The sequence below is a fragment of the Roseimicrobium sp. ORNL1 genome (assembly GCF_011044495.1).
In the GTDB taxonomy this organism is placed as follows: Bacteria; Verrucomicrobiota; Verrucomicrobiia; order Verrucomicrobiales; family Verrucomicrobiaceae; genus Roseimicrobium.
Map to the genome: position 1 here is coordinate 3,527,832 of NZ_CP049143.1, position 21,347 is coordinate 3,549,178.

The following is a 21,347-nucleotide window of genomic DNA, read 5'->3' on the forward strand; positions in this document are numbered from 1 at the left end:
GACACCTCTTCACACCACATGCTTTCCCTGCTGCAAGAAAAACTCGAGGGTGCCTTCAAGAAGCTTCGCGGTCACGCCAAAATCACCGAGAGCAATATCGCCGAAACCATGCGGGAGATCCGCATGGCTCTGCTGGAGGCGGATGTGGATTTCAAGGTCGCCAAAGACCTGATTGAAACCATCAAGACCAAGGCGCTGGGTGAAGAGGTGCTGCGCACCGTTTCGCCTTCGCAGCAGATTGTGAAAATTTTCCACGATGAGGTCGTGGAGCTTTTCGGCAAGGAGACTGCTCCGCTGGATCTCGGCCAGCCGCAGCGCATCCTCGTCTCCGGTCTGAACGGTGCTGGTAAGACCACCACCTCCGCGAAGCTCGCGCTGCTGCTGAAGAAGCAGGGCAAGCGCCCGCTTCTGGTGGCGTGCGACGTCTTCCGTCCCGCCGCCGTGAAGCAGCTTGCCGTGCTCGGCGAGAGCATCGGCGTGCCCGTGTTCCAGCCTTCGCCGGATGAGAAAGATGCCGTGCGCGCCGCGCAGCAGGGCATGGAGTGGGTGAAGCAGCAGGGTGGCGGCATCGCCATCTATGACACCGCCGGTCGCCAGGAGGTGGACGATGAACTGCTGGCCGAGCTGGTGAAGATTCGCGACTTCTTGCAGCCGCAGGAAGTGCTCCTCGTCGCAGACGCCGCTACTGGTCAGCAGGCTGTGAGCGTGGCGAAGACGTTCAATGATTCCATTGGTGTCACTGGCCTGATCCTTACGAAGCTCGACGGTGATGCGCGTGGTGGTGCGCTTCTCTCCATGAAGCAGGTCACCGGTTGCCCCGTGAAGTTCGTCGGGGTGGGCGAGAAGATGGAGCAGCTCGAAGTGTTCCATCCGGACCGCATGGCCCAGCGCATTCTCGGCATGGGCGACGTGGTGTCGCTCGTGGAGAAGGCTGCGGAGGCCATCGACATGGAGGACGCCGAACGCCTCGCCAAGCGTGTGCAGCAGGCGAAGTTCGACTTCAACGACTTCCTTGGCCAGATGAAGTTCATGAAGCGCCTCGGGCCGCTGGAGAGCATCCTCGGCATGCTGCCGGGCATGGGCAAGCTGAAGGACCTCAATGTGGATGAAAACCGCATGAAGCACACGGAGGCCATCATCCTCTCCATGACACCGAAGGAGCGCAGCCATCCCGAAATCATCAACGGCAGCCGTCGCAAGCGCATCGCGGGTGGTTGCGGACGTCCTGTGGTGGAGGTGAATCAGCTCATCAAGCAATTCGAGATGATGCGCAAGGTGATGGGCAACAAGGGCATGATGAAGGGCCTCATGGGCTCGATGATGGGCGGTGCCGGTGGCATGCCCTCCGACATGGCCGGCCTCATGGGAGGTGGCGGCGGTGGTGGAATGGGCGGCATGGGCGGCGGCAAGATGCCGAAGATCCGCAAGCGTCCGCGGGGGTTCAGGTTTTAGTGGTTCCCGCAATGTAGAAGGCTTCTCCAGAAGCCTTTCATGGGCCATCATCTTGGTAGCCCACTTCACACGCCATGCCCGCTACCACGCTACCAGAGGTTCGCTTCCGCATGTTTCGTGAGCGTGCGGGACTCTCGCACGATGAGGCAGCACGACTCATGGATATCTCGTCGCCGTCGGTTTGGGGCATTGAGAGCTACGACGATGAGCTTTCACTCTGTTACTCGCCGAACCACGTGCGACAGTTCTGCCGGGTTCTCGGCATCCATCCGGGCGAATTGTTTGCTGTCGAGACTGCAGAGTCGCCAGTTACAGCCACCGAATTGGTCCAGCTCATTCACGCGCAGTGTCTTGCCCGTGGGATCACGCTGGAGTCGTTCGAGGATGCCGTTGGTTGGTGGTTGAGTGCGTGCATGGAGCCGCCCGAGCGTTTGCTTGAGGACATGAGCATTGATGGCCTGCAGGAGCTCTGCCGGGAGCTTGGCATCCACTGGCATCGAGTGATTTTGAGTTTGTGAGGTAACGGTCCACTGAACGAAACGCGCACCGATACCCATGGTTCCCACCCCATCCATGTCCTGGCAAGAACCATGGATTCCTGTACGCAACGAAAGCGAATGGAGGCTTCTTCAAACGGAACTCGATAGGGAACTCAGCTCTGGGCATCCGCTCTGGCATACAGGAGCGACTATCTTTGGGCGGCATCAGGGATCAGACGATGTCCTGGTATTCCTGCGTGATGGACGCTTCGGCGTTGTCCATCTGATGTGGCACGGAAAAGTAGAGCAGCGTCCAGACCAGCTTCCTTGGACGGTGCTATATGATGATATCGATACCCTTCAAAAAGGGTTGAACGAAGAATTCGAAGCTGGGACATGATCTACTCCTGACCAAATCCGCGAGCTATGAAGCACGCATGCAGCGAAACTCTGCATGCATTACCCAGTCACAGATGAAAGGCTTCTGGAGAAGCCTTCTACATTCTGCTCAATACCCGCCCGCGCCAATCTTCCCGGCCTTGCCATTGCCGTTCTCGCCGGAGGCTTCGCGTCGGCGATATTCATCCAGCATCGCAGCCGTCGCGGAAGCACCGCAGCGAGTGGCGCCGAGGTCACGCACGCGGATGAGGCCATCCAGATCGCGCACGCCGCCGGCGGCTTTCACCTGGACAGTGGGCGGTGAGCTCTTGCGCATGAGGGCGAGGTCGTGCTCGGTGGCGCCTTTGTAGTTGTAGGAGCCGTCCGCCTGCTTGCCGAAGCCGTAGCCGGTGGAGGTCTTCACCCAGTCGGCACCGGCACCGGCGCAGACTTCGCAGAGCTTCACCTTCACGGCGTCGTCGGTGATGAAGTCGTTTTCAAAGATCACCTTCACCTTCGCGCCGTGCTTGTGAGCCTCATCACATACGGCCTGCACGTCATCACGCACATAGCCCCACTCACCGCTGAGGGCCTTGCCGATGTTGATCACCATGTCGATCTCCACCGCGCCATCGTTGCAGGCGAGCTCGGTTTCATAACGCTTGCTCTCAGAAGTGCTGTTCCCGTGGGGAAATCCGATCACGGCGCCCACCTTCACGTCGCTGCCCGCGAGCCACTTCACCGCATCCTTCACGGCGTAGGGCTTGATGCACACGGAGGCGACGTTGTACTTCTTCGCCAGTTCGCAGCCGGCCTTCAGCTCTGCGTCCGTCATGAAGGGCTGCAGGAGGGAGTGGTCGATCATCCCGGCAAGGTCTTCGTAGGAGTATTTCATGGCTCGTATCGGTTGAAGTGAAATGAGGTGATTCGCTGATGGGAGATGGTACGGAGGAATCGGGCTAGGCATTCACCCACGTTTGCTTTTCGTGGCTTTTGAGGATGGCTTCGCAGAGCTTCACCTCGTGATGGCCGTCCTCGGCACTGGCAAAGAGGGCAGGGGACTTCTTGCCGCTGGCGATGTGCTCATACACAGCACGGTAGTGCATCTTGTGCGCATCGGAGAAACCTTCCGGATGCCCGCCGGGATAGTCGGTGAATCCGGCAATGTCCTTGTCGAATCCCGGGGTGTTGCGTTGCAGGATCTGGTTTGGCTCATCGCGGCGTCCGAACACGATGTGATTTGGCTCCTGTAGTTCCCACTGCACGCTGCCCTTGGTGCCGTAGATGCCGAAGTACAGGCTGCACTTCCAACCGGCAGCCACCTGGGAGATCGCAGCGCTGCCATGCACGCCGTTGGCATAGCCGTGCGCGCTCTTGCCGAACTTCAGCAGCACGCTGCCGAAGTCTTCCGTATCCACTTCGTACGGCTCCATGTCAGCAGGGTTCGCCTGAGTGAAGGTTTGCACCTCGCCCTTGGGACGCAGGCGCTGCTTGTGGAATGTCTCCAGGGTGGCGAACACGGACTCTGCCTTCGCGCCCAGCACGAAGGACACGGCATCGATCCAATGCGTGCCGATATCGCCCACCGCGCGGAGCTTGCCGCCCTCGCTGGCGAGCACGCGCCAGTTGTAGTCCGTTTCATGAAGCAGCCAGTCCTGGAAGAAGTGGCCCTGCACATGAATGATGCGGCCCAGCTCCCCGCGCTCAATCATGGCGCGTATCTGGAGGATGGCCGGGAAGTAGCGGCACATGTAATTCACCGCAAAGACGCGGTCCGACTTCGCCGCCGCTTCGACACAGCGCTGGGTCTCTTCCGAGGTCATGCCCAGCGGCTTTTCGCAGATGACATGTTTGCCCGCGGCGAGCGCCGCGAGAGACTGCTCCACATGCACGCGGTTCGGCGAGGTGATGTGGATTACGTCCACATTCGGCGAGCGATACATCGCGGCGTAGTCGTAGTCGCCGTACACCTCCGGGATGCCCCACTGATCCGCCGTGGCCTTCGCCGCTTTTGTCGAGCCGCAGATAGCGGTGACCTGGACGCCCAGGCGGCGCAGGGCTTCGATGTGAACAGGAGCAATGAAGCCGGTGCCGATGATGCCGGCGCGGAGGTGGTGTAGCGGGAGAGGCATGCGGCGGCCATGCTAAGACGGGCCATCCCCACCGCGCAAGCAAAGCATTTTGCCTGAAGCAGTAATTAGGATTGCATCGGCGATTTTCCCCGTCTCTTGTAATGCGATGGATCAGGACGGAAGCGGAGGCAGGACGCGGCTGTGCGTGCTATACGCCGTCCATGCCTGTGCCCTGGGGTTCTGGGGGGTGAACCTTGGCGCCGTGCTGAAAGCGCACGGGCTGGAGCACATCGTGCCCTTTGCATTTGCCTGCTCCTCCATCGCCGCCTTCATCTCGCCGCTGGCCATGGGAGCACTGGCGGACCATCATTGGTCGCCTGAGCGGGTGCTGCGCATGCTGGGCATCGGGTCCACGGTGTTTCTCTTCCTCATGTACTTCGCGATCCAGCAGGGCTGGGGAGCCGCGTGGGTGTTGGTGCTCACCCAGATTCACGCCTTGTGGTCAGTGCCGACCTTTGGATTGAGCACCAGCCTGATTCTTTCGCGATTAAGCAACCCCAAGGAGCAATTCGGTCCCATCCGCGTCTGGGCAACGGTCGGTTGGATGGCGGCAGGCATCCTCGTCAGTACCGTGCTGCATGCGGACAAATCGGTGGTGTCCGGATACGCTGCGTGCGTTGCCTGGATCATTACCATAGGCCTCACGTTCAGTCTGCCAAAAAAGCGTCGACTGGAGCTTCCCAAGGCGCATCGCAGCATCAAGGAGGTGCTGGGACTGGATGCCCTGCCATTGCTCACGCATCCGGATCACCGCGTAGTATTCATCACCTCGGCCCTGCTGAACATGGCACTGGCGGCCTTTTATCCTTTCACGGTGCTGCACCTACAAGACCTCGGCATCGAGCGTGCCACCATGGTCATGGGCATCGGGCAGATCTCGGAAATCATCACGATGCTGGCTCTATCCGCCGTGCTCACACGCCTGCGGTTGAAGTGGGTCTTCCTGGCCGGCATCGGCTTTGGGGTGGCGCGTTATGCCTTGTTCTACCTGAACTCCACCTCAGCCCTGGTTCTTGGCATCTTCTTGCACGGCTTCTGCTTCACCCTATTCTTCATCACGGCGCAAATTTATCTGGAGCAGCGCGTGGCTGCCAGCATGCGCGCAAGAGCGCAAGCCCTGATGACTCTGATGACCAGCGGCTTTGGCAACTTGTTCGGCTACCTCGGCATCGGCTGGTGGCGTGTGTTCTGTATGACTGAAGGCCACACGAACTGGCCGAAGTTCTGGGCTGGCATGACGCTGCTCACCATTGGGGTGTTTGTGTTCTTCGCTCTGGCCTACAAGGGGCGGAGCCGCGAGACACAGGAGACATCGAGGTTGGTCTAACCAATTCGCGACTCAACTACTCCTGCCCTGGCGGATGCTGCGGCCGCAGGGTGGAGTGGTGGATGGCCCAGTAGATTCCCGCCACAAAGACGCCTCCAAGAAGAGTAGCAAGTGCCCAGAGCCCACCACCCACGAGAAATGTTGAGCGACGCTGATGCTGCTCCATCAAGCCCGCATCCACCCACACGGCAAGGGCGAAGCACACATGAACTACTACCGTCACCAGAAAGACGACGAGGAAGATAATGAAACCCAAGGTGCCTGGCAGGGAGGAAAGGGAGATCATAGTGGGAGGATATTAAGTCGACGTCGTTCAATGTTGTGGCATGAGTCGAAAAAATGCAATGGCCATCCTGATGCCGAATTTTAGACAGGGTTTGCCCGGGTCGTGATGTTTGTGCATACAATCAACGATTGCCAGCCATTTCCCGGAGGGCGGCGAGGAGAAGCCGTGCGAAAGCGCGATGCCTAGTCCACGCCCCCCCTATTCCTGTGCAGAGTGAGCAAAATGGCGACCAGCACCTGGCCCAGCTCTTCGTACTCTTGCTCGCAGTGAAGAATGAACGCCTCGCTCAAGGCTGGGTCGTCCTGAAGCGGATCATCCTTTTTCCGCCAGATGGCCCATGACCCGAACGAACGTTCGTGGATTCGAAGGCCCGCCCAGAGGTTGAAGGTTGTGTGATAAAAGGGCACCACGCTGATGCGACGGTCGGAGGGGTGGTGAACCACGGTGAGATTGGTGTTTCCTGAAAACCAATGCTTATCGATCTCAATCTCGAAAGTGCTCCCGCGGATCTTGCCCTTGAAAAGATGGATCGACTTTGAGGTGTTGGCTGGTTCCAGTGCGGCCAGTTGCCTGGACTCGCTTTCCTTGATGGAAGTAACAACCTGCCGTTCGAAATCAAATTCAATGACCGCGCCATTGTCCAACTGGACCCTGGTTCCGGAGACGGAGCGAAACAGCCACCACCGATCATAGAGGGGCAGGGCAACGTAGGTTTTGGCAGAGGTCCGCGAGGTGGGCATTTGGGGCTTGATCGAACTTGGAGCGCGCTTTGCCTTCAGATGGCTACCTGATGTTCTGATCCGGCAGTTCCCGTTCCACGCCCCGACAGATGCCATCCGTATAGGGCGCTGGCTATGGCATTGGTATCACAGTCATAAATGCCAGCCGAGTTGATGTTGTTCATCTCCACAATTTTCCAGCCGTGTTCTGTCAGCCCCAGATCGATGACGAAAGCTTCATCAACGAATCGTGCCTCCAGAATTCTCGCCAGTCGTTGCCATGAGTTGCTTTCCTGCCCCAGTCGCGCGTAGCGAACATTGCCACGATCCCGATAAAGGGAGCCAGTGACGATGGCGCCATCGATGACAAAAAAGCGTGCCTCCTGCACCAGGGTGACTGGTGCACTGACCAGAATACGCTCCCCGTCCTCATCTCCGATGAATGAGGTGGCGAGCTGGACCTTTTCCATGTCCTCAACAGAGGAAATGACACGGCCCGTGAAAAATTTCTCGGTGTAGGGTTTCGCAAAAACGGGTTCGTCAAAGGCCGCCTTTTTGAGTTCGCCCCATGTCATGGTTCGCCCACGATTCAGCCAGTGATGGGCATCATAAAAAATCGGATGCGGGGGGAATGATTGGAAAACAGGATATCCCCGTTGACGGCAGATGTTTACAAAACGGTTGGAGCCGAGCACAAACTGAGGCTCTACGGCGGGTTCCGGATCCAAGGTTTCGGTGAACGGTATGACGTGCGTCTCCATGAGGGTAAACCTCCCGGAGTCCTGCATGCTGTTCATGAGCCTGTCGTATGAAGACTCACGCCAGATGTTTGCCTGATAAAGGACGTGCATGGCTTGGGGCCAATCTATCGATCTCGCGAGACGAAGACGTGAGGATATTGAATGAGCTTCCACTCATCTGCTTCCTGAATCCCCACGGACATTTCGCTTCTTTTTGTGTGTATTTGAGTCCAGTTCCACCCTCACAGTACGGGAAAGCACCGCGACCAGCCTGTACTCGTCCCTGGGATAATCGTAAAACTCGACCAAGACGGCATCAAACTCCGATGTGTCTTTCCACTTTCGCACCTCATCTAGAAAGCGTTCCTGAGCCACTGGATGCATGACGCCTTGGATACTCAATTTTGGGATGTCCTGATCCTGGTCCCATCCACCATACGCTATGGAGGTGTAGTCTGGATCGTTGAACGGTTTTACCTGCCGAAGGTGGACCGCCAGCTTTTCCGTTGCAGCGACATCCGCATCTGTGGGTGGCGTCCACAGAGGGCCTGTAATCCACATGACTACACAAGACGAGAGAAAGGGTACGGTGAGCACCACGGCAGAGGCAGCTAAACGAGTCGGGCTCCAGGACATGAGCAAAGCTACGAAAAAGGTTTGGCGATATGTCACCTAATCTTCTGATCCGGCAGCTCCTTCTTCACCCCTTCATCAATCGGCATCTTGTCGTCTTCCAGGCCTGCGGCGTCCATGAGGGTGGCCATCATCACCTGAAGCTCGCGCAGCATGGCATTGGCCTCTTGGGACTTGATGAGGTTCTTGGTCTCGCCGGGATCGTTTTTTAGATCATAGAGTTCCGCGAGATGGCGATCTTCCTCGTCGTCGCCATGGGGGTAGTGGATGTATTTCCAGTCATTCGTGCGCACGCCGCGGACGTTGGGCGTGTAGGGAAACTGTTTCTCGTAGTTGTACTCGTAGAACCAGCCGTCGCGCCACTGCTTGTCTCCCTCCTTCACCAGCTTCACCCAGGACTTGCCGTGGATGTTGGGCAGGGCTTCCGCGCCGCAGAGTTCCAGGAGGCTCGGTGCCATGTCGAGGGTGAGCACCTGCTGCTTCACCACCTTGGCCTTGTCCGGAGCCACGAGCCCGGGATAGCGGACGAGGATGGGAATGCGGATACTCGCGTCATGCATGGCGCGCTTGTCCACCATGCCGTTCTCCCCGTTGAGCAGGCCGTTGTCTCCCATGAAGACGATGATGGTCTTGTCCAGTTCACCACGCTCTTCCAGCAGCTTCAGCAGGGTGGCCATGCTGTCGTCGAGGCTCTGGATCACGCCCCAGTAGCCGTGGATCATGTTCTCGAAGTCCTTCACGGCTTCCGGCTTGTCATTGGGGAATTCCTTCCGCCACTCAAAGAGGGGGCCGTAGATGCCGTGCCAGGTGTAGAGGCGATCCTTGTACCAGGTGGGCTTGTCATCAAGCATGAAGGCGGACTTGGGGTAGGGGACACGGACGTCATCGAAGGTATGCTTGTACTTCTCCTCCGGCGTGTAGAAGCTGTGAGGCGCCTTCTGGCCCAGCATGAGGAACCAGGGCTTGCCGCCGTGGTCCTTCTTGATGAATCCCGTCGCGAGGTCGGTGGCTACGGTGGTGTAGTAACCGGGGAGCACCTTGCGCTCGCCTTCCACGTTGAACTCGGTGTCGAAGTACTTGCCCTGTCCCTTGTGCGAGGCCCAGTAGTCGAAGCCGGGACGCTTCTCGTCGTTGTTCTCGCCCATGTGCCACTTGCCGACATAGCCGGTTTCGTATCCGGCAGCCTGCAGATGCTTGGGCAGGTTGGGAAGATCAGCGGGGAATTCGGTGAAATTGTCCCGTACGCCATGCTTGTGCGCGTACAGCCCGCTCAAGATGGAGGCGCGGCTGGGTGAGCAGAGCGAGGTGGTGCAGAAGGCGTTTTGGAAAAGCACCCCTTCCTTGGCCACGCGATCGATGTTCGGCGTCTTCAGGTGCGGATGCCCGGTCACGCTCAGGTGATCCGCGCGCAGGTCATCGCACAACACAATGAGCACATTCGGCCGGGAGGCTGGGGCTGTGGCGGCAAAGGCCGGAGCAGGAGCCGCAGCATCTGCGGGGGCTTGGCTGTGGACCGGCACCACACCGGCCGCCATGGCGAGCGAGCACGAGAGAAGGAAGCGTCGTGAGAAAGTCATAGTCGAAGTCTTGCTGTCCGGTTCAACGCTGGCAAGCCCGGACTATTTCCAGACTGGCCCACGAATCGCAGCCCCACCCATGGACTCAGGCTTGCCCGTCTGGCTCCGTTTTGCCCAGGTACTTCGCGATTTCCTTTTGGGTCATCCGGTAGAGGTACCACTCGCTCATGCGGCGGGCGCCCACCTTCTGCTCGTACACCTGCTGGGCATTTACGTTCCAGTCCAGGGCGGTCCACTCCACGCGTCCGCAGCCGCGCTCATCAGCGAGTTCCACCACCTTGCGCAGGAGTGCTCCGCCGATGCCCTGCTTGCGGTACTCGGGCAGCACGAACAGGTCTTCCAGGTAGAGCGTGGGTTTGGCGAGGAATGTGGAGTAGGTGGTGAAGAGAATCGCGTAGGCCACCGGCTCAGCCCGGTCGTCCGCAAACGCCAGCCACGGCTCGAAGTATTTCCGCTCGCCAAAGGCGTGCTCGATCAGGCGCTTCTGTGCCTCCTCATCAGGAGGCTCGAGTTCTTCAAAGTCTGCCAAGGCGACGATGAGATTTATCAGGCCAGCGGCGTCTGCCTGCGTGGCAGGTCGGAGTTGGAAGGAAGCGTTTTCGGGCATGAGATGGGGTTGAATCAGTGTTTAAAAGTCAGCTTTTGCGATGCACCATCCAAGTATAGGGATAGGCACCTTCCTCCTTCACATCGCGAAAACCGAGGGGCTCGTACACCCCTTGGGCATCCTTGGTGCCGAGGGTCCAGGTGTTGATGGTGGAAAACTCGGGATGCTCCATGGCATACCGGACCATGGAGCGGGCGAGACCCAAGCCCCGGTGGCTGTCCGCCACCCACACATCGCACACATAGGCGAAGCGGGTCTTGTCAGAAACGATGCGGAGAAAAGCCACCTGAGAGCCTTCAGCGTCTGCCACTCCCAGCACGAGGGCGGAGTTCCTGGCGGCGTGCTCGATGCGTTCCCGCGGGATGCCGGGGGTCCAGTAGGAGGAACTCAGCCAGGTGTGTACTTTCGCGTAGTCCATGGCCTCATGCCCCTCCATCATGCGGCAGCCGCTCGGCAGATTCATCCCGGAAAGGGAGCAGCGAAACGCGACCGGGCAACCCGCCTTTGTTGGGTCTGCGCAAATAATTCAACCGCGCAAGAAGGCCGTTATATCGTGCTCGGATTGCCGTTTCCGTTGAACCAAATCATTGATTCTTCTCCCGGATTGAGGTTTCATTTCCACGCATGGCAAAACTCACGTTCATTCTCGACGACGGCGAAACGATCGAGGTGCCCCTGCATGACTCAGTGACGATCGGCCGTGCCGATGGGAATGACGTCGTGGTCTATGACCCCCGCATTTCCAGCCGCCATGCGGAACTGCATTTCCTCCCCGATGGAAAGTTTGAGGTAAGGGATCTTGCCTCCAAAGCAGGGACTTACGTGAACGGTGAGCGCGTGGAGCGGAAGATGCTGGGTCACGGAGACCAGGTGAGTTTTGGTCCGCTGAGGGGAGAGTTTTCCACAGAGATCGTGGCAGCGCCTGAAAAGCCGGCACCAGCGGCCAGCGAGAAATCCAATGGTGACAGTCAGGCCAGTGCTGGTGTTCCCTCTCCAAACGACGCAGCTCCTTCCGGAAATCCCGAGGGAGAGCCGAAGGAAAAATCTGAGAAAGGCTTCCTCTCATCGGTCATCGCAGCCATGGGTGGGAAAATCTCCGGTGGTGGTGGGAAAAATGCTGAGGTGCAGAGCGGGAAGCCAGAGCGCAAGGCCGATGCGCCTCCGGTTGCAAAAGGCAAGCAAAGCGAGAAGCCCCAACCTGCAGGCGGTCCTGCCACACCGCAGGCAAAAACTTCTGCCCCTGCCGCAGCCAAATCCGCGGAAGCGAAACCGGCCGCTCCTGCGCCTGCAAATTCTGCACAACCTTCTGCCAAGGTAGCCGATACTCCGGCTCCCGTAGCTGAGTCTGCGCCTGCGCTTGCACCTTCGAGCGACGCAACACCTGACAACAACAGCGGTGCCAAGAAGGGGGCCGATGCCACGGTAGTTACTGCCCCTGTCGCTGAGACACCCGCGCCCGCACAGAAAGCGACCGAAGCAGCCGCCGAACCCTCACCTGCACCTGCTCCCGTCGCGCAGAAGGTGGATGCGCCCGCCGCGCCTCCGGTTCCTGCTCCTGCATCTGCATCTGCCTCTTCGCCAGCAGCAGAGACGAAACTCGAGGCATCGCCTGCGCCCGAGGCTGGCAAGCATGTCGAATGGGACAAGAACTCCCGTGTGGAGAACAAACCTTCCGCCCAAGAGACACCCGAAAAGCAAAAGGCTGGAGAAAGCACCGTCATTTCCGGCGAAGCCTCGAAAGAACAGCCTCCGGCAGCCCCGGCATCTCCCGCTCCAACCGTACCCGCCGCGCAAGAACCGCCGCAGCAGGAGGCGACGGTGGTGACGCCCGTGACTCCGGAAGCTGCTCAATCAGCCGCTCCAGCGCCCGCGGCACCTGCGACACTGTCCGCCCCGGTCTCGACCGTTGTTTCTCCGGTGGTGCAGCTTTTGGCAGAGAAATCGCTCGCAGTGGAGCCACAGGCCATGGCTCCCGCAGTTCCTTCCACACCGTCCTCTCCCGAGCAGACGTCTGGGCCGGTGTTGGCACTTGCGGACGCCTCGGCATTGGGACTTGTAACTGCGCCTGCGACCGCACCGAGCAAGAGCACCACCCCGGTGAAGGTGGCTGCGGGTCCGGCGTTGGACCAGAAGCTGGTGAACCTCGTCTACAAAAAGCTGGAGGGCGAGGCCAAGGAAGTCATCACGACGCTTGAGAATCGGCAGAAGACCCTCGATGCGGAGGTGATCCGGCTGCGGGATGAAATCATCCGCATGCAGGAGGAGCGTCGCACGCTCGCTCAGGAACACTCCTCGCTGCGTGAATCCATCCAGAATGAGACCCAGGAGTTGGAGGCACTGGGCACGAAGCACAAGACTGCAAACGGGGAAATGCAGCAACTCGTGGCCAACTTGCGCCAGGGGCAGGAGAGGTTGGATGCGTTGCTGGCCGAAGAGAAGCAGCTCTTCGTGGTGACCTCTCAACTCGCGGAAACAGAGAAGCGTCGCGAGGAAGTGCTCAAAGCCATCGAGGAACACCATGCTCAAGGTGAAGAAAAGAAGGCTCAACTGAAGGGTGAGATCGACGGAGTCGCCACGGATCTCGAAGCCAAGCGTGTGGACTTCGAAGCCGCGATGGAGTCGATGAAGCTCCAGGCGGAATCTGCTCGGGATGCACTGACCGCTGACTTGGAAGCCAAGCGCGTCGATACCCAGGCGGCCATGGAGTCCATGAAGCTCCAGGCGGAGTCCGTGCGGGCAGAGTTGCAGGCGGGAATCGACGCTGCAGGAAAGGATGCCGATGCCCAGCGCGGCGAGATTCGTGCCGATCTGGATAAGGTAATTGAAGAGTGCACCGCCCGGCGCACGGAACTGCTCGGAGGCATTGATGCGCTCGTGAAGGAAGAGGAGTTCCGGCAGGGCGAGGTGCAGCGCCTCAAAACCACGAATGAGGCCGCGCTTCGTGAGTTCGAGGCCATGACCTCCAACAAGGAGCAGATGAGCGTGCAGTTGCTCACCCTGCTCAAGGAACAGGAGACCTATGATGCGCGTCTCATTGAGCTCCGCCGCCAGATTGCCGATGCGGAAGCGCAGGCGAGGAAGGTGCAGGAACTGGTGGAGGCCCGAGAGGACCAGGTGAAAGTCTCCGAACGCCGCCTGCAGGCGATTGAGCAGCAGCGCACCGGTCTGGAGAAGAGTATTGGCGAACTCACGGAAAGCGAAAACCGCCTGAAGGCCCTGCTACCGCAATTGCAGGAAAGCGAAGCGCGTGAAACGGCGCTCACGGCTGCGATTGCCCTGCTGCTCACCCGCCAGCAAGACAGCGAAACGCAGAATGAATCGCTGGCTTCCCACACGCTGAAGTTGCAGGAAGAGCTGGCCGCGTTTGAATCGCACAGCTCAGAAACGCGGACGCTGCTTGAGACCAACATCGCCGAGCTGCAGCAGAGCAAGCAGGTCCATTCCGACGAGCATGACCGCTTTGTGTCGGAGACCACGGCAGTTAAGACTTCGCTCACGGAGCAGAGACTGGCTGCCGAGGAGGAACTCGCCAAGCGTCAGACCGAGCTCGCTCACGAAACGTCCACCCTGCAGGAAACGGTCGCCCAGCGTCAGGAACTGGAGCGCCAGTGCCACGAGCTGGCCGACACGGAAAAGAAGCTGACCGAGGCCAAGGCCGGGGTGCAGAAGACCGAGGCTCAGCGCCGTGAGCTCGATACCTGGCTCAAGGAGTTGCAAGGCAAGCGCGACACTTCGCAGAGGAATCTCGATGCCCTGCATCACGAGGAGGAGGCAAGCCGCGGACGTCTGGAGGTATTGCGCGGCAAGGAGAAGGATCTCCGTGCTGAGTTGGATCAGCTGGCCCAGAAGGAGCAGGAGGATCGGGGGCGGTTCGAAGAGCTGCGCAGACTCACCTCAGAGGCGGACCGTGAACACACGGCGCATATGGAGGAACTGGGCCGTACGCTGGAACTCACCCGCCGTGAGCTTGCGGACATGGAGGTGAAGCTCGCGCCGCTGCGCGATTGGAAGGAAGCCATGGACAAGCGGTATGCGCGGCTGGCTTCGCTTCCGGAGGACTCCGCGGAGGCGCGCGAACTGTGGAAGGAAATCGAGGCGGAGAAGGCCGGGCTTGGCCAGTTGATTGGTGCGTCAAACAAAGGCACTCGCGGTGTCAGCCTGAACGAATCCATCCTGCGTGGCATGGCCACGACGGGCGAGGGTGAGGCTGCCCAAGAAGGCACCGCTGCTCCCGGCCGACCGGGACTGGGACTCAAAGGCAGGGGCAAGAGCAAACTGCATGCCCCCCCCGGCTTCGCGGATGCGGAGACTCCAGAGGAGCGTGGGAATGTGGGCCCTGCCAGCACCGGCGCCATGCTCTCAGGCACGGGGCAAGAGATGGCCCTGCGCGCCCGCCTCAGCCGCCTGCGTGAAAGTGTGCAGCGCGAAGCCACGCGCCTGGAGTTCCTGCGCCAGGAGCGCTCTCGCGAAGAGACGCGCAAGAACGTGAGCAGTTCCAACGAGCCGATGCTGAAGGAGCACGAGCGCCAGGTCGAGGTGAAGCTGCGGCGTGAAGAAGAGAAGCTCGCCACCATCGAGCGCAAGATCGAGATCGCGGAGATGGAGGAGGAGAAGCGCCGCGAGCGCCTCGCGGAACTCGAGCGCAAGCTCACTGAGCTGAAGACGGATATTCTGGATCACGAGCGCACTCGCAGTGAAGCCGTGCGCAAGGCGGATATCGCCCAGGCAGAGGCACGGATGGTGGAGGACATGGCTGGTCGGGCGGTTGCCAGTGCCAGGAGCACGGTCGAGAGTGAACCTCCCGCCAGGGGCGACCGCCCCGTGGCGCCTTCGCAGGAGCCCCGTTCCAAACTCAGAACCATGGGAGCGCCGAGTTCGGCGCCAGAACCCATGGACGACGTGCCTGATTCAGAGAAAGGCATGGGCGAGTTGCTTCTGGGCAAGAAGCCGGAGTAGGGGGCTGTCAATCCCAAGGTGAAGGCGCCGGGCATCGCAAAGGAGCGCGGACACTCTTGTCCGCAGCCCCTGACGAACTACCATCTTTCATCTGGCAGGCGAGGCCACCTTCTACCAGCTGCTCCAGAGGCGTCACTAGTAGCTTCCACATGGTAGAGGTCGCTACGCAACAGAACGGCGGACAACAGTGTCCACGCTCCTTTGCGCAACCGCTCGTCTTCTACATAAAAACCTTCTTTTAACTGTTTGATGGTACTAGAGGTGAGTCTTGCTGGTAGTCCTCTGCAGCACTTGCCTTTCGCTATCCACCTTCTCTGACTTGGAAGAGGAGGAGAAGGACTCGCGGGTCTTGGGACCTTTGACGTGGCCGTCGACTTCCTGGCTGTCGTCGAGTTTCACCTTGCTTCCGCGCTTCTCCTTTTCGCCCCCCAGATCGTCACGCACAGAGGAAGTCCGCTTCGGACCGGACTGGTCATCTCGTTGGATCGAACTCGAGCTGCCATCCCGCGACATGTCGAGCTGTCCGTCTCTGGAAGAGACGAGGACATTATTGTCTCTTGATGAAGTAAGATCCTTTTCGAGGGACTGGCCCTTCTCCACCTTCACCCCGTCCACTCCCTGGCTGAGGTTTTTCTCCACAGCAGGTTTCTCTTCCTTGGTGGCGCTGTAGATCTTTTTACTCAGGAACTTGAGACCGTCTGACTGGTTCTTGCTCGTGTCGCGATAGAGCTCGACCGCTTCTTCGGCTTTCAGTCCCACGCCGAGCTTGGCCATGAGACCCACGGCACTGTCCACGGGCACCTTTTGAGCCTCGGTCTTCAAGTACTGTTCCATGGCTTCCTTGGTGATGGGCTGGTCACCCAAGTGCGCCTTCACCTCCGCTTTGAAGCGTTCCAGCAGGGCTTCTGTGGTGACGCCAGTGTCGCGAGCCAGAAGCTTTTTACACGCGTAGGCATTAAGCTGATCCATGGTGAGGTCACCCTTCTTGATGTCCAGATCAGGATTCTCCTGCTTCATGGCCTTCAGGCATTTCTCCGCCACCTTATCGAGCGTTTTGATCTGTTTCTTGGAGAGTGCGTTCTCCTCTTTCAGTTCGCTGAGCGTCTTGCCGCCATCCTCCTTGTTGGTGATCGAAATGGTCTCGCGCAATGCTTCCTTGATGGCCTGGCTGTTTAAGTGTCGGACGAGCTTGTAGACCCCGTATCCGACCGCAGCGGCCGCAGCCGCCCCGGCCAGGGCCCAGCCCACGGGGGTGAGTATCGAAGCGGCCACCGCGACGCCCGCGACACCCGCTCCCACGATGCCGGCAATCGTGGCAGCGCCAGCGGCTGTGGTTCCAATGCCACCCATGAGCCCGAAGAAATTCTTGGTGCCACTCAACCCCTTGTCCACCGAGGTCTTCTTCTGCTTGAGGCGAATACGTTCAGCAATGGACAGCAGTTCAGCATCATCTTGCTTGATGCCATCCTTCTGCGCGAGCGCATCACTGGCCTTGTGTTTCAGTGACAGGGCTTTCAAGCGGTCTTCGTGGTCCTTGGCAAGGTCAATCCCGTTCACGACTGCGGTCAAAGGCCCGACCACCACCCCAACCACACCACCTGAAAGTTTCGCGCCCTCGGAGACTACGGTGCTCACCCCGGAAGTCGCGACTGAAGTGATTCCCGCGAGCGCGCTCTCACCGTCCAGCAGGGATTTCATGAGCTTGGCACGCTCGAGCGGGACGCTGTCGTTGTATGCGTCGAGGTCCTTCTGCGCCATGCGCTGCTTGAGCTTGTCCGTCGACAGCGACTGGGCGAGTTCCGTGCGCAGGTCCGTGAGCACCTCCTTGGATTTCTCGTAATTCGTTCTTCTTGCCTCTACCCGCTTTTCGATCTTTTCCTTTTCCGACTCGAGGCCTCTGACCTTCGCCTGGAGTTTCGGCACGTCGGACTTTGCCTGGGCGAGATCCTTCTTCAGCTTGTCGCGCTGCTCCATGAAGAAGTCGGTCCCCGTAAGCCGTGTGGGTTCTGGAGACTGCGCACGGATGTTGTTGTCGACGTCCCGGAGCTTGCCCTCGATCTTGGCGATATCCAGCTCTTTGGCGGTGATCGGCTTGCCCATTTCCTCCTCGACCTTGGCCAGTGCGGTTTTGGCCTTGGTGAGGTCCTCGTTCAGTTTGGCTTGTTGCTCCTTGTAGAAGTCCGTGCCGGTGTCGAGTACGGGAGCGTCTTTGATGTTTTCATCCAGGGCGCGAAGTTGTCCTTCGATCTTCTCGATCTGCTGCCTCAAGGGCAGGGTCCGGATCTGCAGGTCGATTTCGAGTTTGGCGAGATCAACATCCGCGGTTCTGAGATCCTTGACCAGACGTTGCTGGACCGTCTGCAGAAAACCCGTGCCGCCGATGGAGTTTGGGTTCGGGGGGATGGGCTTGAGATTCTCCTCCAGGGCGCGGAGCTGCCCCTCGATGCGCACCACATCCTTTTCCCTCTGGGTGACCTCGTCTTGTGCCTTGGAGATTCTGGAGTTCTGGGCAGCCAGGATGCTTTCACTGATGGTGAGTGCTTTCTTGGCGCGATCGGTTTCCCCGGCCTTCCTGGCGATCAGCACCTCCAGGGACTGCTCCTTCACCTTCTGAAGTTCACCCACTTCCACGGTGCTCAGGTCCCGTTTCGCCTTGTCCACCCTCTGCTTCGCCAGGTAGATGTCCACGCCCGTCTCAAAGAGTTGGGTGACACCACCAATCACCGTGCCTGACTGCCCAAAGCTCTGGGCAGACGAACTGAGCTTGTCTGGGTCGCCTGTCTTTGAAACTGCATCTCCAATCGCCTTGTATCCTTTGCCCACGTTTTTGACCGTGGTCTTGACGTCTTTGTTGGTGATGACGGCCTTGAACCGTTCCCATTTGCTCACTGACTCCTTTTCTTTTGCGATGCGCTTCTCGACGGACTTTCCAAGACGATCCCTGGAGTCGTCGGAAAGAGTGACTGTGGACGTCTTGTAGGAGTTGGACTGCTCCTGATCGTTGTCGTTCTTGGATCCTTTGGGCATGGTGGGATGCAGGGTGAATTGCCTCTGGTGGAGCTTGCTCCGGGTCAATACAGCTCCCGCGGATGCCCCTTGTATGTGTCCGCCAATACGCCCCAATGCGATCGATCCAAAATCACGTTGTTGGCACAATCGTATGCACAAACATTTAGCTGGTGCGGTCGTGTTTCTGATCTGCACGGAATGTGAGAACGAACCGTCACATTCTCTCTCGCGTACGCTCAATCTACCGTATCACGAATTGTCATGATGCCGTCGCAGCGCAAAAAAACGGATGATGTACCATGATAAGGTACATCATCCGTGTGCGTCGCAGATGTGCAGGCTGGCGCGTTACACGTTCGTGAACAGCGCAGGATCCCCCACGGAAGGGAGTTGCTGGCCGTTGCCCTCCATCTCACGCACGATGTCGTCGTATTTCATGGCGCCGGTGCTCAGGGCTTCGAATTGGGATGCATAGGCTCTGCAAGCGTACTCCATCGCGCTCACCACCTCCATCAGCACATTGTGCGGGATGGCACGGCTCTCGGCGGCCAGGCAGTAGCGCAGGTACACTGCTTCATCCTGCTCGCTGAGGCCGAAGGCGCCGATGGGTAGCATGCGGTTCACCAGGTTGCAGAAGCGCATCACTTCCAGGTACGCGTCGATCTGGATCCGGAAGGGCAGGATGAGCATGAACTGCGCGATGATGGCATCTTCCTCCTCTTCTTGATCGCCGAAGACCTCGGTCACATCGTTGATGAAGAATATTTCCACACCATACTCACGGTCCGGTTGGGCTTCATCCACATGCAGCGAAATGTAGAGCCGCTCGAAGAGACTCTCGTCGCCGGCAGGTTGGTGATCGGCAAAGTACTCGAATTCCTCAAGGGGTTCGATCAGAGCTTCCAGGGGAGACTTGGTTTCTTCAGGCATGGCGGGAAGGGTGATAGGTTCCCCGCGCCATACGTCCGGTCTTCATCGGGCCCAACGAACGAAATTGCCACAATGTTTTGTCCCCCGGTGGGCACGAGGGATGTGAAAACTTTGTCGCAGCAACGGTACGCGCTGACGTCAGCGCCCTTTGGCATTGGCTGTGGGCCAGCGCTTCTGCACTCCCCGTTGCCAGATGTAGCGCTGGAAAAGCACCTTCAGCGCCGCCGTCATGGGCACCGCCAAGATGGCCCCCAAGAGACCGCCCATGATCAGCGACCACACAAAGACGGAAACAATGACCGTCATCGGGTGCAGGCCCACGCTGTCGCCGACAATCTTGGGCGTGATGAAGAAGCCGTCGATCTGCTGCACCACCACAAAGATGGCCGTCACTACCACAGGGAACACCCACCATGGGCTGTCCGCAGGAACGAGGTAGCTGCCGCCCTGAACGGAGGCAATGATGACTGCGGGGATCCAGCAGATGATGATGCCGAGGTAGGGGATGATGCCCAACACGCAAAGCAACAGTCCAATGAGCCAGCCGAACTTCACGCCCACAATGACCAACCCCAAGCCGGTGGCGAAGCCGTTGATGAGGCTGACGACAAGCTGACCGCGGAAGAAGGCAATCAGGTAGCGATTGATCTCCGTCAGCGTATCGACCACGTCGTCTTTGAACTCGGAGGCGCGTAGCGGGACATAGTTGGACCAACTGTTCGCAATCTTCGGACTCTCCGTGAGAAAGTAGTAGAGGTACAGCGGAACGATGATCATCGACAGGATGAAGCCGAACACACCGAGGAAACCACCGACGCTGGATCGGACGAAGTCCCATAGCTGCTGACCCAGTTCCGGCAGCGTCTTGCCCACCCAGTCGCCGCTCAGCAGATCCTGCAGCGTGTAGGCTGACACGCCGGTCTTTGCCTCTGGCGTCGAAGCCCCGGTATGTGTGTGTGGCAGGGAGGGATCAGGCGCCGGAGAAGTGGAGGTGGCAGCACCTGGAAGAGGAGCTGTGGGAGTCTGTCCCGGCGTAACAGCGGGAGGTTGCGTCTGTGGCGTTGGTGCTTCGGGGGTGGTCGGAGGAGCCGGTGTAGTGGTGTCGGTTTCCGGGGAGGCGGGCGCCTGCCAGTGCAGCAAGTCCACCCCATAGTCCTTGAGCCATTCGTTCCACTTCGTGGCGAAGGCGGTCACGTTCCTCTTTGCCGTACGCGTGTACTCCGGCATCTTGCCGGCGAGTTCCGCTCCCTGGTGCACGAAGGCGGGAATGATGATGAAACTGATCCCCACGATGGCTGCGATGGACACGGTGAAGACCACCCACACTGCTTTCTGCCGGGAGAGCCCCCACTGCTTGAGCTTTACCACCACGGGCTCCAGCAAATAGGCCATCACGCCCGCCACGGCGAACGGGATCAGAATCGGCTGCATGAAGGACATCACCCGCGTGATCAGCCAGATGAAGCCGACAACTAGCGCCCCAATCACTGCCACGGACAGCGCCGTGATCGCCATCCACAGGGCTTTCTTCTGGAAGGCATTCGGAACACTGGGGGTCGGGTTGCTGCTTGCCACGAGCGGCATGCTAGCGGGTTTTACAAGGCAAACAAGGGGGTGGTGCAAAAAAGAGGCCATGCCGAATCCAAGAGTCCCTGACATCTCCGCATCGGCGGCATTCTGACGATGTGAAGGCAAAAACGAGATTGATTTCTCTACATCTCCTGCTGCTATTTGGATGTTCAGTGAACTTGTGGCTGAACCCTCGATTCAAGCACTTCAACAAATCTCAAACATCCATCATGAAACCTGTAATCGTGTTTGTGGCTCTCATGCTTTGCTTTGGTGTCCACGTGATCGCGGCACCGAAGGATTCTCAGGCAGTAAACTCGAAACGTCCCAAATGGGAATACAAGGTCGTGTCGCAAGTTGAACTCTTCGCGGCAGCGAGCGGCAAGGCTGATCCGGAAAATAGCGGCCTCAATGCACTTGGCGAAGACGGCTGGGAGCTTGTTTCAATACAACGCCTCACACACGAGTCGGGACCATCCGACCCTCCGGTATATTACTTTAAGCGCCCGAAGGGGTAAGCTTCGCCGAACTAACTTGTGCAGCTGCAAAGCTA

18 protein-coding genes are annotated in these 21,347 nt (G+C 59.1%); 6 read left to right on the forward strand and 12 right to left on the reverse strand.

What is annotated here, in order from left to right:
• Positions 1-18 precede the first annotated feature (18 nt).
• From ffh to G5S37_RS14170, 3 genes are all read left to right on the forward strand, one after another.
• Complete coding sequence (gene ffh / locus G5S37_RS14160; protein ID WP_165204994.1) at positions 19-1,452, forward strand: signal recognition particle protein; 1,434 nt, start codon at positions 19-21, stop codon at positions 1,450-1,452.
• A gap of 110 nt (positions 1,453-1,562) precedes the next feature.
• Positions 1,563-1,970, forward strand: coding sequence for a helix-turn-helix transcriptional regulator (locus tag G5S37_RS14165; protein WP_276617060.1), 408 nt, complete (start codon positions 1,563-1,565; stop codon positions 1,968-1,970).
• Positions 1,971-2,025: 55 nt separating this feature from the next.
• Positions 2,026-2,331 (forward strand): hypothetical protein, encoded by a 306-nt coding sequence (locus G5S37_RS14170; RefSeq protein ID WP_165204998.1) that lies wholly within the window; start codon positions 2,026-2,028, stop codon positions 2,329-2,331.
• A gap of 108 nt (positions 2,332-2,439) precedes the next feature.
• Here G5S37_RS14170 and deoC read toward each other — a convergent pair whose 3' ends face one another.
• Together deoC and G5S37_RS14180 are read right to left on the reverse strand one after the other, a co-directional pair.
• Positions 2,440-3,204: a deoxyribose-phosphate aldolase gene (gene deoC / locus G5S37_RS14175; RefSeq protein WP_165205000.1), complete on the reverse strand. Its 765-nt coding sequence runs from the start codon at positions 3,202-3,204 to the stop codon at positions 2,440-2,442.
• 64 nt (positions 3,205-3,268) lie between these two features.
• Positions 3,269-4,441 carry a Gfo/Idh/MocA family oxidoreductase gene (locus G5S37_RS14180; protein WP_165205002.1) on the reverse strand — a complete coding sequence of 391 codons (1,173 nt, stop codon included), beginning with the start codon at positions 4,439-4,441 and terminating at the stop codon, positions 3,269-3,271.
• Positions 4,442-4,586: 145 nt separating this feature from the next.
• Here G5S37_RS14180 and G5S37_RS14185 point away from each other — a divergent pair, with 145 nt between their 5' ends.
• Positions 4,587-5,768, forward strand: coding sequence for an MFS transporter (locus G5S37_RS14185; RefSeq protein WP_165205004.1), 1,182 nt, complete (start codon positions 4,587-4,589; stop codon positions 5,766-5,768).
• Between the two features lie 16 nt (positions 5,769-5,784).
• Here G5S37_RS14185 and G5S37_RS14190 read toward each other — a convergent pair whose 3' ends face one another.
• The 7 genes from G5S37_RS14190 to G5S37_RS14220 all read right to left on the reverse strand — a co-directional run bounded on the left by G5S37_RS14190 (position 5,785) and on the right by G5S37_RS14220 (position 10,793).
• Positions 5,785-6,054 (reverse strand): hypothetical protein, encoded by a 270-nt coding sequence (locus G5S37_RS14190; RefSeq protein ID WP_165205006.1) that lies wholly within the window; start codon positions 6,052-6,054, stop codon positions 5,785-5,787.
• Between the two features lie 182 nt (positions 6,055-6,236).
• Positions 6,237-6,794: a hypothetical protein gene (locus G5S37_RS14195; RefSeq protein ID WP_165205008.1), complete on the reverse strand. Its 558-nt coding sequence runs from the start codon at positions 6,792-6,794 to the stop codon at positions 6,237-6,239.
• A gap of 35 nt (positions 6,795-6,829) precedes the next feature.
• On the reverse strand, positions 6,830-7,534 hold the full coding sequence (locus tag G5S37_RS14200) for an ATP-grasp domain-containing protein (RefSeq protein ID WP_165205010.1): 705 nt from the start codon (positions 7,532-7,534) through the stop codon (positions 6,830-6,832).
• 153 nt (positions 7,535-7,687) lie between these two features.
• Entirely contained in the window at positions 7,688-8,074 is a 387-nt protein-coding gene (locus tag G5S37_RS14205; RefSeq protein WP_165205012.1) for a hypothetical protein, read from the reverse strand.
• Positions 8,075-8,181: 107 nt separating this feature from the next.
• Entirely contained in the window at positions 8,182-9,723 is a 1,542-nt protein-coding gene (locus G5S37_RS14210; RefSeq protein WP_240914873.1) for a sulfatase, read from the reverse strand.
• An 85-nt stretch (positions 9,724-9,808) separates the two neighbouring features.
• The gene (locus G5S37_RS14215; RefSeq protein WP_165205014.1) at positions 9,809-10,330 is read right to left on the reverse strand and encodes a GNAT family N-acetyltransferase; all 522 of its coding nucleotides are present in this window, start codon (positions 10,328-10,330) and stop codon (positions 9,809-9,811) included.
• 28 nt (positions 10,331-10,358) lie between these two features.
• The gene (locus G5S37_RS14220; protein ID WP_165205016.1) at positions 10,359-10,793 is read right to left on the reverse strand and encodes a GNAT family N-acetyltransferase; all 435 of its coding nucleotides are present in this window, start codon (positions 10,791-10,793) and stop codon (positions 10,359-10,361) included.
• A gap of 161 nt (positions 10,794-10,954) precedes the next feature.
• Here G5S37_RS14220 and G5S37_RS32690 point away from each other — a divergent pair, with 161 nt between their 5' ends.
• Positions 10,955-15,286 carry an FHA domain-containing protein gene (locus tag G5S37_RS32690; protein ID WP_165205018.1) on the forward strand — a complete coding sequence of 1,444 codons (4,332 nt, stop codon included), beginning with the start codon at positions 10,955-10,957 and terminating at the stop codon, positions 15,284-15,286.
• Between the two features lie 255 nt (positions 15,287-15,541).
• Here the strand turns inward: G5S37_RS32690 and G5S37_RS14230 are convergent, their stop codons facing one another.
• The 3 genes from G5S37_RS14230 to G5S37_RS14240 all read right to left on the reverse strand — a co-directional run bounded on the left by G5S37_RS14230 (position 15,542) and on the right by G5S37_RS14240 (position 20,809).
• Positions 15,542-18,313 carry a hypothetical protein gene (locus G5S37_RS14230; RefSeq protein WP_165205020.1) on the reverse strand — a complete coding sequence of 924 codons (2,772 nt, stop codon included), beginning with the start codon at positions 18,311-18,313 and terminating at the stop codon, positions 15,542-15,544.
• Positions 18,314-18,643: 330 nt separating this feature from the next.
• Positions 18,644-19,225 (reverse strand): YbjN domain-containing protein, encoded by a 582-nt coding sequence (locus tag G5S37_RS14235; protein WP_165205022.1) that lies wholly within the window; start codon positions 19,223-19,225, stop codon positions 18,644-18,646.
• 138 nt (positions 19,226-19,363) lie between these two features.
• The gene (locus tag G5S37_RS14240; protein ID WP_165205024.1) at positions 19,364-20,809 is read right to left on the reverse strand and encodes an AI-2E family transporter; all 1,446 of its coding nucleotides are present in this window, start codon (positions 20,807-20,809) and stop codon (positions 19,364-19,366) included.
• Between the two features lie 215 nt (positions 20,810-21,024).
• On the opposite strand from G5S37_RS14240, the gene G5S37_RS14245 reads away from it, so the two are divergent.
• Complete coding sequence (locus G5S37_RS14245; RefSeq protein WP_165205026.1) at positions 21,025-21,312, forward strand: DUF4177 domain-containing protein; 288 nt, start codon at positions 21,025-21,027, stop codon at positions 21,310-21,312.
• The last annotated feature ends 35 nt before the right edge of the window (positions 21,313-21,347 follow it).

Bases quoted from the DNA above. Each gene is read 5' to 3' on its own strand.
- G5S37_RS14245 (WP_165205026.1), top strand. From the start codon at position 21,025: ATGAAACCTGTAATCGTGTTTGTGGCTCTCATGCTTTGCTTTGGTGTC.
- G5S37_RS14220 (WP_165205016.1), bottom strand. From the start codon at position 10,793: ATGAATCTGCCGAGCGGCTGCCGCATGATGGAGGGGCATGAGGCCATG.
- G5S37_RS14170 (WP_165204998.1), top strand. From the start codon at position 2,026: ATGTCCTGGCAAGAACCATGGATTCCTGTACGCAACGAAAGCGAATGG.
- G5S37_RS14235 (WP_165205022.1), bottom strand. From the start codon at position 19,225: ATGCCTGAAGAAACCAAGTCTCCCCTGGAAGCTCTGATCGAACCCCTT.
- G5S37_RS14195 (WP_165205008.1), bottom strand. From the start codon at position 6,794: ATGCCCACCTCGCGGACCTCTGCCAAAACCTACGTTGCCCTGCCCCTC.
- G5S37_RS14210 (WP_240914873.1), bottom strand. From the start codon at position 9,723: ATGACTTTCTCACGACGCTTCCTTCTCTCGTGCTCGCTCGCCATGGCG.
- G5S37_RS14230 (WP_165205020.1), bottom strand. From the start codon at position 18,313: ATGCCCAAAGGATCCAAGAACGACAACGATCAGGAGCAGTCCAACTCC.
- G5S37_RS14240 (WP_165205024.1), bottom strand. From the start codon at position 20,809: ATGCCGCTCGTGGCAAGCAGCAACCCGACCCCCAGTGTTCCGAATGCC.
- G5S37_RS14180 (WP_165205002.1), bottom strand. From the start codon at position 4,441: ATGCCTCTCCCGCTACACCACCTCCGCGCCGGCATCATCGGCACCGGC.
- G5S37_RS32690 (WP_165205018.1), top strand. From the start codon at position 10,955: ATGGCAAAACTCACGTTCATTCTCGACGACGGCGAAACGATCGAGGTG.
- G5S37_RS14215 (WP_165205014.1), bottom strand. From the start codon at position 10,330: ATGCCCGAAAACGCTTCCTTCCAACTCCGACCTGCCACGCAGGCAGAC.
- G5S37_RS14190 (WP_165205006.1), bottom strand. From the start codon at position 6,054: ATGATCTCCCTTTCCTCCCTGCCAGGCACCTTGGGTTTCATTATCTTC.
- G5S37_RS14200 (WP_165205010.1), bottom strand. From the start codon at position 7,534: ATGGAGACGCACGTCATACCGTTCACCGAAACCTTGGATCCGGAACCC.
- G5S37_RS14205 (WP_165205012.1), bottom strand. From the start codon at position 8,074: ATGTGGATTACAGGCCCTCTGTGGACGCCACCCACAGATGCGGATGTC.
- ffh (WP_165204994.1), top strand. From the start codon at position 19: ATGCTTTCCCTGCTGCAAGAAAAACTCGAGGGTGCCTTCAAGAAGCTT.
- G5S37_RS14165 (WP_276617060.1), top strand. From the start codon at position 1,563: ATGTTTCGTGAGCGTGCGGGACTCTCGCACGATGAGGCAGCACGACTC.
- deoC (WP_165205000.1), bottom strand. From the start codon at position 3,204: ATGAAATACTCCTACGAAGACCTTGCCGGGATGATCGACCACTCCCTC.